General features: G+C 35.7%; 12 protein-coding genes. 7 read left to right on the top strand and 5 right to left on the bottom strand.

Annotation, left to right across the window (positions count from 1 at the left end):
- Positions 1-52: 52 nt before the first annotated feature.
- The 4 genes from AC6CHH_RS03800 to AC6CHH_RS03785 are packed head-to-tail and all read left to right on the top strand — an operon-like array spanning position 53 to position 3164.
- The gene (locus AC6CHH_RS03800; RefSeq protein ID WP_498279900.1) at positions 53-703 is read left to right on the top strand and encodes a lipoprotein signal peptidase; all 651 of its coding nucleotides are present in this window, start codon (positions 53-55) and stop codon (positions 701-703) included.
- 60 nt (positions 704-763) lie between these two features.
- On the top strand, positions 764-1717 hold the full coding sequence (locus AC6CHH_RS03795) for a M20/M25/M40 family metallo-hydrolase (RefSeq protein ID WP_498279898.1): 954 nt from the start codon (positions 764-766) through the stop codon (positions 1715-1717).
- Positions 1705-2637, top strand: coding sequence for an SDR family oxidoreductase (locus AC6CHH_RS03790; protein ID WP_498279896.1), 933 nt, complete (start codon positions 1705-1707; stop codon positions 2635-2637). The genes AC6CHH_RS03795 and AC6CHH_RS03790 overlap by 13 nt, the downstream gene beginning before the upstream one ends.
- A 2-nt stretch (positions 2638-2639) precedes the next feature.
- Entirely contained in the window at positions 2640-3164 is a 525-nt protein-coding gene (locus AC6CHH_RS03785; protein ID WP_498279894.1) for an acyl-CoA thioesterase, read from the top strand.
- Between the two features lie 126 nt (positions 3165-3290).
- On the opposite strand, the gene AC6CHH_RS03780 is transcribed toward AC6CHH_RS03785, so the two are convergent.
- From AC6CHH_RS03780 to AC6CHH_RS03770, 3 genes are all read right to left on the bottom strand, one after another.
- On the bottom strand, positions 3291-3698 hold the full coding sequence (locus AC6CHH_RS03780) for an EVE domain-containing protein (RefSeq protein ID WP_498279892.1): 408 nt from the start codon (positions 3696-3698) through the stop codon (positions 3291-3293).
- 54 nt (positions 3699-3752) lie between these two features.
- A complete protein-coding gene (gldC, locus tag AC6CHH_RS03775; RefSeq protein WP_498279890.1) occupies positions 3753-4103 on the bottom strand; it encodes a gliding motility protein GldC in 351 nt (116 codons plus the stop codon).
- A gap of 241 nt (positions 4104-4344) precedes the next feature.
- The gene (locus AC6CHH_RS03770; RefSeq protein WP_498279888.1) at positions 4345-5676 is read right to left on the bottom strand and encodes a DEAD/DEAH box helicase; all 1332 of its coding nucleotides are present in this window, start codon (positions 5674-5676) and stop codon (positions 4345-4347) included.
- A 110-nt stretch (positions 5677-5786) separates the two neighbouring features.
- Here AC6CHH_RS03770 and AC6CHH_RS03765 point away from each other — a divergent pair, with 110 nt between their 5' ends.
- Complete coding sequence (locus AC6CHH_RS03765) at positions 5787-7925, top strand: S46 family peptidase (RefSeq protein WP_498279886.1); 2139 nt, start codon at positions 5787-5789, stop codon at positions 7923-7925.
- A gap of 125 nt (positions 7926-8050) precedes the next feature.
- Positions 8051-8233: a BF3379 family histone-like protein gene (locus AC6CHH_RS03760; RefSeq protein ID WP_498279884.1), complete on the top strand. Its 183-nt coding sequence runs from the start codon at positions 8051-8053 to the stop codon at positions 8231-8233.
- A gap of 240 nt (positions 8234-8473) precedes the next feature.
- On the opposite strand, the gene AC6CHH_RS03755 is transcribed toward AC6CHH_RS03760, so the two are convergent.
- Both AC6CHH_RS03755 and AC6CHH_RS03750 read right to left on the bottom strand, forming a co-directional pair.
- On the bottom strand, positions 8474-9259 hold the full coding sequence (locus AC6CHH_RS03755; protein ID WP_498279882.1) for a GLPGLI family protein: 786 nt from the start codon (positions 9257-9259) through the stop codon (positions 8474-8476).
- An 11-nt stretch (positions 9260-9270) separates the two neighbouring features.
- Positions 9271-12063 (bottom strand): outer membrane beta-barrel protein, encoded by a 2793-nt coding sequence (locus AC6CHH_RS03750; protein ID WP_498279880.1) that lies wholly within the window; start codon positions 12061-12063, stop codon positions 9271-9273.
- A gap of 213 nt (positions 12064-12276) precedes the next feature.
- Between AC6CHH_RS03750 and AC6CHH_RS03745 the strand changes: the two genes are divergently transcribed.
- Positions 12277-13647 carry a dipeptidase gene (locus AC6CHH_RS03745; RefSeq protein ID WP_498279878.1) on the top strand — a complete coding sequence of 457 codons (1371 nt, stop codon included), beginning with the start codon at positions 12277-12279 and terminating at the stop codon, positions 13645-13647.
- Positions 13648-13741: the final 94 nt, after the last annotated feature.

Genomic DNA, 13741 nt, shown 5'->3' with positions numbered 1-13741 from the left:
AAAGATTAATAAATGGTCTTTGTAGGATACACAAAGACCATTTCTATATACTATGAAAGGATACTCAAAGCCCGTTCTATTAATTATTGTCATCTTATTGGTGGACCAGATTTCTAAATTCTGGGTAAAAATGAACATGACCATCGGTCAAGATTTCAAAGTCTTAGGAGATAAAATCTTAATTCACTTTATTGAAAATCCAGGCATGGCGTACGGAATGGAATTTGGTGGTGAATATGGAAAATTATTTTTGAGTGTATTTCGAATTATAGCAGTGATGGGGATTGGCTATGGTTTGTATTATATGATAAAAAACAAATACAATCGAGGTTTTACCTTAAATGTAGCTTTGATCTTTGCTGGAGCTTTAGGCAATATAATTGATTCTGCTATTTACGGAGTCATTTTTAGTGAAAGTACTCATGTTCAAAAAGCCGTTCTATTTCCTGAAGGGGGTGGATATGCGAGCTTCCTACATGGAAAGGTTGTAGATATGTTTTATTTCCCCATAATAGACGGAACTTTCCCAAGTTGGTTCCCAATTTGGGCTGGAGAAGATTTCTTATTCTTTCGACCAGTTTTTAACATTGCCGATTCAGCCATTTCAATAGGTGTTATTTTGATACTAATTTTTCAAAAACGTTACTTTAAAGAAGAACACGAAGAAAAATCAAATGTACACAATGAAATTGTAGAAGACTAAGGATAACCTTATAATAACTTTTCTACCGATACAATTCTTGCTTTATCCTTATATTTGGACATGAAAAATTTCCGAACCCCAATCTTTTTGGCCTTTAGTCTATTGATATTAGGAGTACCAAACGTAGTTTTTTCCCAAATCAATCTGAAAAATCTAGAGAAACATGTCAAGTTTCTCTCGGCAGATAAAATGAAAGGAAGAGAGACTGGCAGACCTGGATCATTCAAAGCGGCAAATTACGTTGAAAAATACTTTAAAAAATATGGCCTTGAACCTAAAGGAACAAATGATACATACCGCCAACCTTTCCAATTCAAAATTACCAAAGTCAAACTAGCAGACAGTGTTAGGCTATCTGATAATATTATAGGATTTTTAGATAATCAAGCGCAATACACTATAGTCATTGGTGCCCATTATGATCATCTGGGTAGTGCCCAAATTGGTGGCAGCAAGGATCCGGATGGCGTTGGAAAAATACATAATGGCGCAGATGATAACGCATCTGGGGTTGCTGGCCTATTGGAATTAGCTAGACATTATGCAACTAATCATCAAAAAGAAGCATTCAATATTTTATTTATAGGCTTTGGAGCGGAAGAACTTGGTTTATTGGGGTCCAAACACTTCACCCAATATCCTACCATTCCATTAGAGCACATTCACTGGATGTTAAACATGGATATGATTGGTAGATATAACCCTGAAAATGGTCTGGCCATTATTGGTTATGGGACGAGTTCAGCATTTCCGGAAATTTTCCAGAATGTAGAAAGCTCAATTAAATTCAACAAAAGCAGAGATGGAAATGGTGGATCAGATCAAACCTCTTTCTATCGAAAAAATATCCCTGTTTTATTCTTTCATACGGGAGGGCATGAGGACTATCATAAATCGACTGACGATGAAGCAAAAATAAATTACAAAGCCATGCAGGCAATCCTTCAATTAGAAATAGATGTAATTGACAATTCAATGAAACAATCTAAAATGGATTTTATATGGACGAACTAATGGATCAAACTTCACGCATACTTCTGACAGGTGCAAATGGGTTCTTAGGTCAAAAGTGCACCGATTTAATCTTGGAGACTACAAACTATGAGCTCTGTTGCACTTCATACTCCATCCAAAAAAATCCAACTAAGCGTAAGCATCAATTTGTCCAATTGGATTTATTAAATCACCAAGCGCTAAGGGAACTAATCAGAAACTTCCGTCCCACCCATATTATTCACTGTGCAGCAATAACCAGCGTGGAGATTTGTGAACAACAGCCCGAACTCTGTCAAAAAATGAATGTTGATGTTGTCGGCTTATTGGTGAACTTGTGCAAAGAATATAACATTCACCTTACCTTCCTTTCCACTGACTTTGTTTTTGACGGTAAAAACGGACCATATGATGAACTTGCAGAATGCAATCCTTGCAATGCATACGGCCAAAGCAAATTGGATGCAGAAAAGGTGATTTTATCCTCAAATACCAGAGCAGCAATATTGCGAACCATATTAGTTTATGGTGTTATTGCTGATAAAAACAGGTCCAACTTGGTCCTTTGGGCTAAGAATAAACTTCAATCGGGGCAATCCATTCATGTCGTTAAAGATCAATGGAGAATGCCTACTTGGGTCGACGATTTGGCAATGGCGTGTCTATTGACAGTAGAAAAAAATGCTCAGGGAATCTTTCATATCTCAAGTGATAAACAATATTCAATAATAGAGGCAGTTTATCTTGTGGCGGATTATTGGAAGCTAGATCGAGCTCTCATTCATCCAATTACCGCTGACGAAATTGGACAACAAGATAATCGTCCAAAGAAAACTGGTTTTATATTAGATAAATCAAAAAATGTTTTAGGATTCCAACCCACCCCATTTATAGAATCATTAGCTCGTATTGACCAGCAAATAAAAAAAATAAATCAATAGAAATGAAAGACGTATTCGCAAAAGAATCCTACACAGAAATGAATGAACTTGTTCTTCCTAATGATACCAATACCTTTGGAAATCTTATGGGTGGTCGGTTACTGTATTGGATGGATATTTGCTCAGCAATGGCTGCTCAAAAGCATTGTAAAAACCAGGTTGTTACCGTTTCGGTGGATAATGTATCCTTTAGGAGATCCATTAAGTTAGGAGAAGTCGTTACTATTGAAGCTCAAGTTACCCGTGCATTCAACACCTCTGTTGAGGTTAGAATGGAAATATTTGCTCAAAATTTACCCTTAGGGACAAAAGTAAAATCAAATGAGGCCTATTATACTTTTGTCTCAATAGATGAGCATAATAAACCTAAACCAATTCCTTCTTTAATTCCTGAAACAGAGGTCGAAAAAGTGTTATTTGAGGAGGCATTGCAACGAAGAGAGCTTCGACTACTCTTAGCTGGAAAATTAAAACCAGAAAATGCCACTAAAATTAAGGATCTAGTCAACCTATATAATAAAATATAAAGACTCGTTTGTCCAATTCAGTTATGATCACAGTTACTAGAACATAAGGGGTGAGCATCAAATGATCTCATTTTTTTAATCTTATGTTCTAGTTAACTCAATTGAATATATTAAGTTCGAGCTCAATCAAGAATTGCCTAGTTCAACGAGTCTATCAAACTCTTCAGCTTTTAGAGGCATGACTGATAATCTTCCTTGTCTAACCAAAGCAATGTTTTGTAAAAAAGGATCTGCTTTAATAGTTTCTAGATTTACCGGAGTTCGAAAACTCTCCACTGGAGCCAAATCTACAACTACCCAACGTTCATCTGAGGTTGTGGGATCTTGATAAAATTCCTTTACCACTTTAGCAATACCGACAATTTCTTTACCCTCATTACTGTGATAAAAAAGGACTAAGTCTCCCTTTTTCATCTCTTTTAGGTTATTTCGGGCTTGGTAATTACGTACACCATCCCAAAAAGTTTCCTTGTCTTTATTAAATTGGTCCCAGCTGTATTTAAAAGGTTCTGATTTTACTAAAAAATAATTCATGCTTTTAGAGTTGTTTACAATAGAATACCCATGGATCCAAAAAGGAAAAGTATTTTAGCTATTTTCTTCTAAGATTTCCATTTTATCCGCGTAATGAGCGCAATAATCACGTAAATCGCCTACAATTTTTTCTGCCATTGGATCACCACCAGATGCTCTTAAAAAAGAATCCCCAAGCGTTTGCAGGGTTTCATAAAAGAATCTTTTCATTTCATCATATGGCATATCCTTAGTCCATAAATCTATTCTCATCGAATTCTTATACTGCGAATCCCAAAGCGCTAAAAACATGGCTTTTGCTGGGAGTTCTTCAGTACTTTGGCCATCGGATGAACTCCATTGAATCCGCTCAGGCACATTTGAATCATCCAACTCAACTTTGAGATTTATTTCTGCTTTTTTCATATTTTATTATGTAATTTAATCAATAATGTGATAACAGCAACCACTATTATAAAACCAATTTCCATGATCCACAATCGCTTAATATTCTTAGTCCAAACCCGAAACAATATATCCACAACCACAAGTACCAACGACAAAATCAAAAGCCAAATCCATGAAAAAGTCGGAACCTCATTATAACTTATCTCGGGGATTGCCCAGAAAAGTAAACAAGCCAAGGTGATGTTTAGCGGAGTGAGTTTCATCGTTTTTTAAAAGGTTTAGAGGAAGTTTTTTTACCCACCTTCCCCTTTCCGTTACCTATAGGTTTCTTTTTATTAATTTTCTTAGCAAATTTCTTCTCGTGGAATGCACCTTTAAATTCAGGATCATTCATTTTCATTTGATTATCAATTTCCCGAGCAATTGCTTGTTTTTCATCAAATGGTGTTTTTTCGATCGTTACCGATTCTGGAATTGTTTTTAATGGAATGGTCTGCCGAATTAGCTTTTCAATTTTACGTAAATTGTATTCCTCAGCCGGATTACAAAAAGTCATGGCAGCACCGGTATGAAATGCGCGTCCTGTTCTACCTATTCTGTGTACATAATCTTCAATAACAATTGGCACATCGAAATTGATAACATGGCTAACTTGAGAAACATCTAATCCTCTAGCGGCAACATCTGTAGCTACCAAAAGTCGAATACTTCCCTGCTTAAATGAATTAATGGTATTAATCCTGGTATTTTGTCCCTTATTAGCATGAATAACACGTACATCCTCTATCCCATATTTACGGGCTAAAAAATTATATATATTATCTGCAACTGTTTTAGTTCTACAAAAAACAATAACTCTTGAGAAAACTTCATCATCTTGAAAGAAATGTTGAAGTAAGTTCAATTTTGTTTTCTGGTTGGGTACCATGTATAAGGATTGCTCCACAGTTTGAGCAGGAGTCGCTTGTTCGGTGACCTCAATTACGGTTGGAAACGCTAAAAAATCTCCAGCAATTTTTCGGACTAACTCGCTCATTGTTGCTGAAAACAATAAATTTTGACGTTTTCTAGGAACCACTTCCAAGATCCGATGGATCTTTCCAATGAACCCCATATCCATCATTTTATCAGCTTCATCCAAAACCAAAAATTTTAGACTTTTTGTATTTATATCTCCCTCGAGATAAAGATCCAGAAAGCGTCCAGGTGTTGAAACAATAATATCACAACCCTTAGCCAACTTTTCCTTTTGTGTCTTTGGGCCTAAGCCACCATAAAGCACAATCGTTCTTAAATCCAAATAGGTCGAAAATAACTGGATATGTTCTTCAATTTGCATAGCCAACTCTCGAGTTGGGCTTAAAATCAATGCCCTAGGATGATCACCTTGAGCATATTTCAACTTCATCAATAAAGGCAACACAAATGCAGCTGTTTTACCTGTCCCAGTCTGAGCAATTCCCATGATATCTTGTCCTGCAAGAATTGGGGTTATTGCCTTGCTTTGTATCTCAGTAGCTGTTGTGTATCCAGCTTCTGCTACTGCATTGAGAATTTGTTTGTTAAATTTAAAGTCTTCAAATGATGCCATCCCGGCAAAGATAGTTATAATCTGGCATAAGATAGAAGTTGAATTCCCGAAATAGCATTTTGATATATGCCTAAATTCCACCAAATTTGTTGTCTACTAAAAAGAAAAAGATGAAAAAAATAGTATTATTATGTGCACTCACAATCTTGAGTACCTTTTCGTTCGCAGATGAGGGAATGTGGTTTTTAATGCACTTAAAACGCATGAATGAGGCCGACATGCAAAAAAAGGGCCTGCAATTGACCGCAGAGGAGATTTACAGCATTAACAACTCAAGTTTAAAGGATGCTATTGTGCAATTTAATGGTGGTTGTACAGCCGAGATTGTCTCTTCAACAGGTTTAGTATTCACTAATCACCATTGCGGCTATGGAGCCATTGCAGAATTATCGACACCTGAAAACGATTATTTGACCAACGGATTCTGGGCTAAGAATCACTCCGAAGAATTAAAGCCAAAATCACTGTATGTACGCTTTTTTGTTCGAATGGACGATGTGTCTAAAAGAATCTTGGGTTTGGTAAATGACTCAATGTCAGAAAAAGATCGGGAAAAAATTATCAATCAAGAAATTGCAAAAATCCAGAGCGAAAATGATGAGAATGGGAAATATGTAGTTTCTGTTCGATCATTTTATGGCGGAAACGAATATTATTATTTTGTATATCAGGATTTCACAGATGTTCGATTAGTTGGTACCCCACCTAGCAGTATTGGTAAATTTGGGGGCGACACAGATAACTGGGAATGGCCTCGTCATACGGGTGACTTTTCAATCTTTAGGGTATATGCAGATAAAAATGGTAATCCTGCTGAATATGCACAAACCAATGTACCTTTAAAGCCAAAGTATCATCTACCAATTAGTATCAAAGGTTTTCAAGACGGTGATTTCTCAATGATTTTAGGTTATCCTGGCCGTACTAATCGATGGATGAATGCCTCGGGAATCGACCAAAATGTGAATTTTGCATACCCCGCATGGGTAGAGGCTTCAAAGGTCGGAATGGATGCGATGAAAAAACATATGGATCAAAACCAAGCCGTGAAGTTAAACTATGCTTCTAAATATTCGGGAGTAGCCAATTATTGGAAAAACAGACAGGGAATGATAGATGCGTTGAAAAAGCATAAAACCGCAGCATCCAAGCGTAAACAGGAAAAGAAGTTTGATAAATGGGCTAATAAATCGAATAACAAGACAAAATATGGCGATGTTATTGAGCAGATCAATACCTTCTATGCAAAAACAAATGATAAATCAAGACATGACAATTATCTGGTTGGTATGTTGAGATCTTCCACTTTTGCTGCTCTTCCCTATTCATTAGGGAATGCATTGAAACAATTCGCAAACTCCAATGAAGCAAAACGGTCTGAACTTTCTCCAGGATTAGAATCATTTATCAACGACAATTACAGCGAGACCTACATGCCACTTGAGGTCGATGTATTGACAGATGAATTAAACCTGTATGCAGCTAAAGCTGGACAAATTGCACCATTGATTCGTGAGATGGCGGATAAAAATGCTGGAAATTTTAAATCAGATGTTCAATCGGCCTTTGATAAAAGTGTCTTTGGTTCCAAAGAAAGGCTTGAAACTTTCCTAAAAGCACCAAATGTTGAAATTATAGAACAAGACCCTCTCTATAAATTATCAACGGCGTTAATGATAAAATATCGTGAGACTAATCCAGAATTAGATAGTTTAAATGAAATTTTTCTTTCGGCTAGCCGAAAATATATTGCAGGAGTTTTAGAAATGGATCCAAATGGCAAGTATTATCCAGATGCAAATTCTACACTACGTTTAACATATGGAACCATAAGATCCCTACCTAAAGACAAACGAAATGATGCAAAAAAGAATTATTACACAACCTTAAAAGGCACAATCGCTAAATTAAAACCAGGCGATGAAGAATTCGATTTACCTCAAAAATTAGTGGAACTCTATGAAAGTAAGGACTTTGGACCGTATGCCGATAAAGACGGCTATCTTCCTGTTAACTTTTTAAGTGACCAAGATATCACTGGTGGTAATTCAGGCTCACCTGTATTAAATGGAAAAGGAGAATTAATTGGTCTAGCTTTTGATGGAAACATAGAGGCAATGGCCGGAGACGTGATATTTGACCCGAAATTACAACGGACTATTTCGGTAGATATTCGATATGTTCTTTTCATCATTGATAAGTTTGCTGGGGCTAAAAACATCATAGATGAATTAAAAATAGTTGAATAGAATTGCCTAAGGGGGGTTTATATACAAAAAAATCAATATAAAATTCGCTTTGTATATTTTCCTTTTGTATATTTATGATATATTAGAGAATTAATTAAGGAAAACTAAAATTATATTAATTGAAAATGGAAAACTACACTAAATTAAAAGATCTAGTAGCTTCTATCGAAGCTGATGCAGAAAAATTCTTTAACAACGGAAATTCTGCTGCAGGAACACGTGTTCGTAAAGGTTTACAAGAAATCAAAACTTTAGCGCAAGATATTCGTAATGAAGTGACTGCTCAGAAAAATAATGCTGCTAAATAAGTAGCATTTATTAAAATGCATAAATAAACCCGTTACAAATTGTAACGGGTTTATTTATGCATTTTTTTTTGTGTCTCCTTCAAGGAATCATTTCTACTACATCTTAGTTAGATCGGCTAATGTATAAAATAAAAATGGAGTGTTCATTCAAACACCCCATAGTCTAACTACTTAATAAATAAAACTTTTAATTTTTAAATGTTTACCCAAATTTAGTCAATCGATCGTCTCTATCCTATTTTATAAAAACATAGCGGCTATAAACAGACTAAATTGTTTATCAGACATCCATTGTCCCATGATTTCTTTCATGCGGGTTTTAGTTTGTAATCGAGTTGTTGTATCAGCCTTCTTTTTTATGAAATTAGAGTTTAAGCTCGCCGCTGTCATTTCCACTTTCTTGGCATAAATATTAAAATGTTGTTCAGGTATTACCAAACCTAAAATCATTCCAGGCAAGCCGTGTAAAGTACTAGGGCTACCGGATGTTGGAATCTGTTCGGTATAAAATGCAACTACATAAACTGAATCTAGAGTTACCCCATTTGCTCTTCGACAATCATACCCGGCGATGTTTCTGTATTCGTTGGTAATCTTCCATTTTACATTGGTTAAGGAGTCCGAGATATTAACAACTGACCCCCCGATATCCATAGTCATTTTACTTTCCTGATTATCTAAATTTTGATAAATTTTTGCTCCATAATCAAGCAGACCCATACGCAATAGATTCGAAATAATTTGTGGTTGTTCCTTCTCCACAGGCTCTACACTAAATTCATTTCTATTGAACGCCAGTTTTTTATCCAAGACAGCCGTTTCAGGCGCTTTGGTCATCAAATCTTCAAAATATTTCTTTGAAAAACCATCGTCTTTCATGCTGGAAAGATGTCTGCGAATCAGATTCTTCACATGGACTGTTTTTTCAAAATGTATATATCCTTGTTCAGGAAAAAAAGCATGCTGTGCATGTGCAAAATTAGAGCCTATTACCAAAAATAATAAGGACACAATTAATAGTTTCATTTTCTTCATCATTATTCTCCTCCTCCATTCATTGAAGTAAAGTCCCAGGTTACTTTTAACATGTAATACCTGGATATTGTGTTATAACTGTTTTGAGTAATCGCGTTTCCGGATTGAAAACGACGAAATCCTTTGTTTTGATTGAATAGATCACTCACATAAAAATCTAGCATTAAATTTTCACCTTTTAAAAATTTCCGAGAAATTCCAGGCTTAAATAAAATTCGTTCAAATTTTTCAGGGAACGCATCCGTTGGTGCTTCGTAAGCGTAATTCATATCACCATATAAGGCAAATTTAGCTGGTAAGTTCCATTTAAACCATAGGTTTGAGTTGAAGGTAAAACCTTCAGAATTACGTTCCGGATTAAGGGTTGTAGTCATTACCCTCCAACCTGGTTCAAAATCGATATTAAAATCTATATTTTTAGTGGTATTCTTACTAATCCCATAACTGAAATTATAATTATAGCTGGTATTGTCATTCAATTCAGAAGCTCCATCTGAGGAATTATCTGATAAATCTCGAATGTAATTGCTGTATTTATTATAACTACCTCCACCTCTAATATTAGATTTAATTTGGAGTTTACGAATTAAATCAAAACCTCCTCCTAACCACGCATTAGCACCGTAGGCTGGTCTGTCCATATTTTCATAAAACATCTCCGTACGTCCTCCCGGATGAATTGTAATATTTTGCTGAATCGCGTCATTGTTTTGATTAAAGGAAACATTACCGTAAATGTATTTTCCCTTCATCATATCGTAAGTATTGAAATAAACACTAACTGAATTACTATTTGAAGGCTTTAAATTCTCATTCCCAATGATCACGTTCATTTGATCTGTATTCTGACGTAGAGGCTGGATCTGAGTAAGGCTTGGTAATTGGTTGTTCCGATTAAAGTTCAATCCGATTCGCTTATTCTTAGTCAAATTATATCGCAGGTAAAAGGAAGGGTTATATGTAAAATAATCCCTGCTCAATTCTACGCTCTCGTAGTTATTACGTTGGAACATATCATCCAAACGTAGATTATTGGTTAGGTTTGCCTCAAATTTGTCTGTTTTATAACCTAATGAAACATTTGCTGCATTTCGGACCGTATTGAAATTAAAATCATTGCTGAATTCCTCATCTAAATCTGTGTAATTCCCCGTTTCATCCTTGTTGTAAGAATTGTTAATAGAGTTTGATTTTGAAGAATTAAATTCATATCCGACAGAAGCTTTAAATCTTTTACTAAGAGGTTCAGTATAGACAATAGAAGAACGTACGTTGTTTCCTGTGTTTAGGATATCCTTGTATTGGTCAATTGTATCAATTCTATCTAAGGTTAAATAATTCGCTTGTGAATTCAGTTGCATATCCCCCTTATCTTCTGAAATATTACCAGCAAACCTTAAGGAAACTGAACGACCCTCTTTTTTAAATTTTCGTGTTAAATAACCATCATAAGTAAAGTTATTATTCTGTGTTTTTAACCGTTGATCAGAAAAATTTTCCGAAGATAATTCATCACCTTGATAGGTCGTACCATCAACTCTGGTATGCCTGTCTACTTCACTTTTTGAACCAGAAAACTTTAATGTTAATGTGGTTAGCGAATCAAGATTAACGTCATATTTTGTATTAATACGATGTCTGAAGGCATCACTTGAGTTGTTATTATTTGTTGTGTTATTCAATAACCCATAATCCGAAGGAGATTGTCTGATTGTAGATTCAGAAATATCATTTTGAATTTTTGCATACTTATAACTTAAATTCAGCTTATGCTTCTTTTCCTTCCAGGCATCCATAAAAGATAGTCCTGTAGAAATTGCCCGTGGCTGACCTTTTCCATTCCAATAGCTAAATTCATCGCGATTCAAAGACATATAGAAACCACCGTCATCAGTCACACCAGATTCCATGGAGGACATATTGAACTTCTCTTCTTCTTCCCAGTTCAAACCGACGGTTCCATCATTTGAACCGATTATATAAGCACCTATTTTCTGTGAGCCTTTAAATTTGTTAATTGCAGCCTTTCCTAAATAATAACCACTGTTATCATCGGTACCTCCAGCTCCCTCAAGTTTGCCAAAAATTCCCTTTTTTGCATCCTCCTTTAGTTTCACATTGATGGTTTGAATACGTTCTCCATCATCAACTCCGGTGCGTTCAGATTCTTCGGATTTCTTTTCATAAACCTGAACCTTATCGACCATATCAGAACGAATATTCCGTGTCACTAAGGTAGGATCATCTCCGAAAAATTCTTCACCGTCAACCAAAACCTTTTCGACCGTTTTACCCTGAGCAGTAATTTTCCCTGTTGCATCCACAGAAATACCAGGAAGCACTTTCAATAAGTCTTCAACTTTTGCATTTTTTTCAGTGACAAAACTCGATGCATCATATTCAACGGTATCTCCTTTGATGACCACAGGAATTTTACCCGTAATAAGTACTTCTTCGATTAAATTTGCGGCACTCTGTAGGGTGATTTGCCCCATCTGTTTATCCCCCGATCCCTTGGCAATGGATTGAAAGAAATCTCCGAATTTTGGATAACTTACCAGAAGTAAATAATCCGCAGTATCGGGATTGTTAATAGTGAATTTCCCATCTTGGTTAACACGTGTAAAATCCACTAAAATTGAATCTTTTGCTTGTAACAACATCACCGTCGCATTACTAAGTTTAGACTTATCTGATTCATCTACAACTTCCCCAGTGACTTTTGATTGCGCAAAAGAATCGAGCGTGAATAAACCTAAAAAAAAGCAAAGAAAAATACTGGTTAGTAGTTTCATAAATTTAATATAATTTCCATTAAGTTAAGGCATTACGAAAATATCATAATTGTGTGAATTATTAGCAACCATTCATTTTTTTTAACAAAAATTTAACACAAGAAATAAGTCATCCAAAAATGCATACTTTCACTCTTATAGGTCGTCTAAGGAAACAAAAAGTTACAATTTTTGTAAAATTTATTTCGTTACCTTTGTCAAAATCCATTTGAAATGCAAAACATCAAAGATTATGTAGAAGCAAATAAAGAACGCTTCTTGGAAGAACTATTTGAATTATTGCGCTTTCCGTCCGTTAGTGCTGATCCACAATTTAAAGAAGGTGTACTCAATACCGCAGAATTTGTTGCTCAAAAATTAAAAGCTGCCGGCGCTGATAATGTAGAAATTTGCCCTACTGCAGGCTATCCAATTGTTTATGGAGAAAAACTTTTTGACCCTTCATTACCGACTGTATTAGTATACGGACACTATGATGTTCAGCCTGCCGATCCAATTGAGTTATGGGATACTCCTCCTTTTGAACCTACCGTTAGAGATGGGAAGATATATGCCCGTGGAGCCGCTGACGATAAAGGTCAATTCTATATGCATGTAAAAGCTTTTGAATACATGATGCAAAATGATCAATTGGCATGCAACATCAAATTCATGATTGAAGGGGAAGAAGAGGTCGGGTCAGAAAATTTAGGAATTTTTGTTCAAAAAAACAAAGAACGTCTAAAAGCAGATGTTATTGTAATCTCTGACACATCAATGATTAGTTTAGAAACTCCTTCTTTAGAAACCGGGCTTCGAGGTTTATCATATGTTGAGGTTGAAGTTAGCGGTCCGAACCGCGACCTTCATTCTGGTGTCTATGGCGGAGCTGTAGCGAACCCTGCGACCATTCTCTCGAAAATGATTGCTTCATTACATGATGAAAATAACCACATCACCATTCCTGGATTCTATGATGATGTAATTGATTTAACAGATGCTGAAAGAAAGGCCCTTAATGAAGCTCCATTTGATATCGTTGACTATAAAAAAGATTTAGGGGTTGAAGAATTATGGGGAGAAAAATCCTTCTCGACTATCGAAAGAACAGGAACTCGTCCGACTTTAGAGGTTAATGGAATTTGGGGAGGCTATATTGGAGAGGGAGCAAAAACGGTGTTACCAGCTAAAGCCTTTGCTAAAATTTCAATGCGTTTGGTTCCAAACCAAAACTCAGAAAGAATCACCAAATTATTCAAGGACCATTTTGAAAAACTGGCACCAAAATCAGTGAAAGTGATTGTAAAACCGCATCATGGAGGTGAACCAGTAGTTACTCCTACAGATAGTATTGCCTACAAGGCCGCTGAGAAAGCGCTAGAGGAAACATTCAAAAAGAAACCTATCCCAACTCGCGGAGGTGGTTCTATACCAATCGTAGCATTATTTGAAAAAGAATTAGGAATTAAAACAGTCTTGCTCGGTTTTGGATTAGACAGTGATAACCTGCATTCACCAAATGAGAAATATGGAATTGAAAATTACTTGAAAGGTATCCAAACGATCCCGCTTTTCCATAAATACTACGCAGAATTAAGTAAGTAAAATACAAGGACTTTAGAAAAACTTCAATTTAAAGAGGAGTGCTTCTAAAGTCCTTTTTAAACTCGAATTACACTATTAATCATGAATTCCAGAT

Source organism: Sphingobacterium sp. GQ94, from assembly GCF_059758715.1.
The sequence above is the reverse complement of the archived record's forward strand: the minus strand, read 5'-3'. Positions and strand labels throughout refer to the sequence as shown.

Bases quoted from the DNA above. Each gene is read 5' to 3' on its own strand.
- AC6CHH_RS03800 (WP_498279900.1), top strand. From the start codon at position 53: ATGAAAGGATACTCAAAGCCCGTTCTATTAATTATTGTCATCTTATTG.
- gldC (WP_498279890.1), bottom strand. From the start codon at position 4,103: ATGAAAAAAGCAGAAATAAATCTCAAAGTTGAGTTGGATGATTCAAAT.
- AC6CHH_RS03785 (WP_498279894.1), top strand. From the start codon at position 2,640: ATGAAAGACGTATTCGCAAAAGAATCCTACACAGAAATGAATGAACTT.
- AC6CHH_RS03790 (WP_498279896.1), top strand. From the start codon at position 1,705: ATGGACGAACTAATGGATCAAACTTCACGCATACTTCTGACAGGTGCA.
- AC6CHH_RS03760 (WP_498279884.1), top strand. From the start codon at position 8,051: ATGGAAAACTACACTAAATTAAAAGATCTAGTAGCTTCTATCGAAGCT.
- AC6CHH_RS03745 (WP_498279878.1), top strand. From the start codon at position 12,277: ATGCAAAACATCAAAGATTATGTAGAAGCAAATAAAGAACGCTTCTTG.
- AC6CHH_RS03755 (WP_498279882.1), bottom strand. From the start codon at position 9,259: ATGAAACTATTAATTGTGTCCTTATTATTTTTGGTAATAGGCTCTAAT.
- AC6CHH_RS03780 (WP_498279892.1), bottom strand. From the start codon at position 3,698: ATGAATTATTTTTTAGTAAAATCAGAACCTTTTAAATACAGCTGGGAC.
- AC6CHH_RS03795 (WP_498279898.1), top strand. From the start codon at position 764: ATGAAAAATTTCCGAACCCCAATCTTTTTGGCCTTTAGTCTATTGATA.
- AC6CHH_RS03770 (WP_498279888.1), bottom strand. From the start codon at position 5,676: ATGGCATCATTTGAAGACTTTAAATTTAACAAACAAATTCTCAATGCA.
- AC6CHH_RS03765 (WP_498279886.1), top strand. From the start codon at position 5,787: ATGAAAAAAATAGTATTATTATGTGCACTCACAATCTTGAGTACCTTT.
- AC6CHH_RS03750 (WP_498279880.1), bottom strand. From the start codon at position 12,063: ATGAAACTACTAACCAGTATTTTTCTTTGCTTTTTTTTAGGTTTATTC.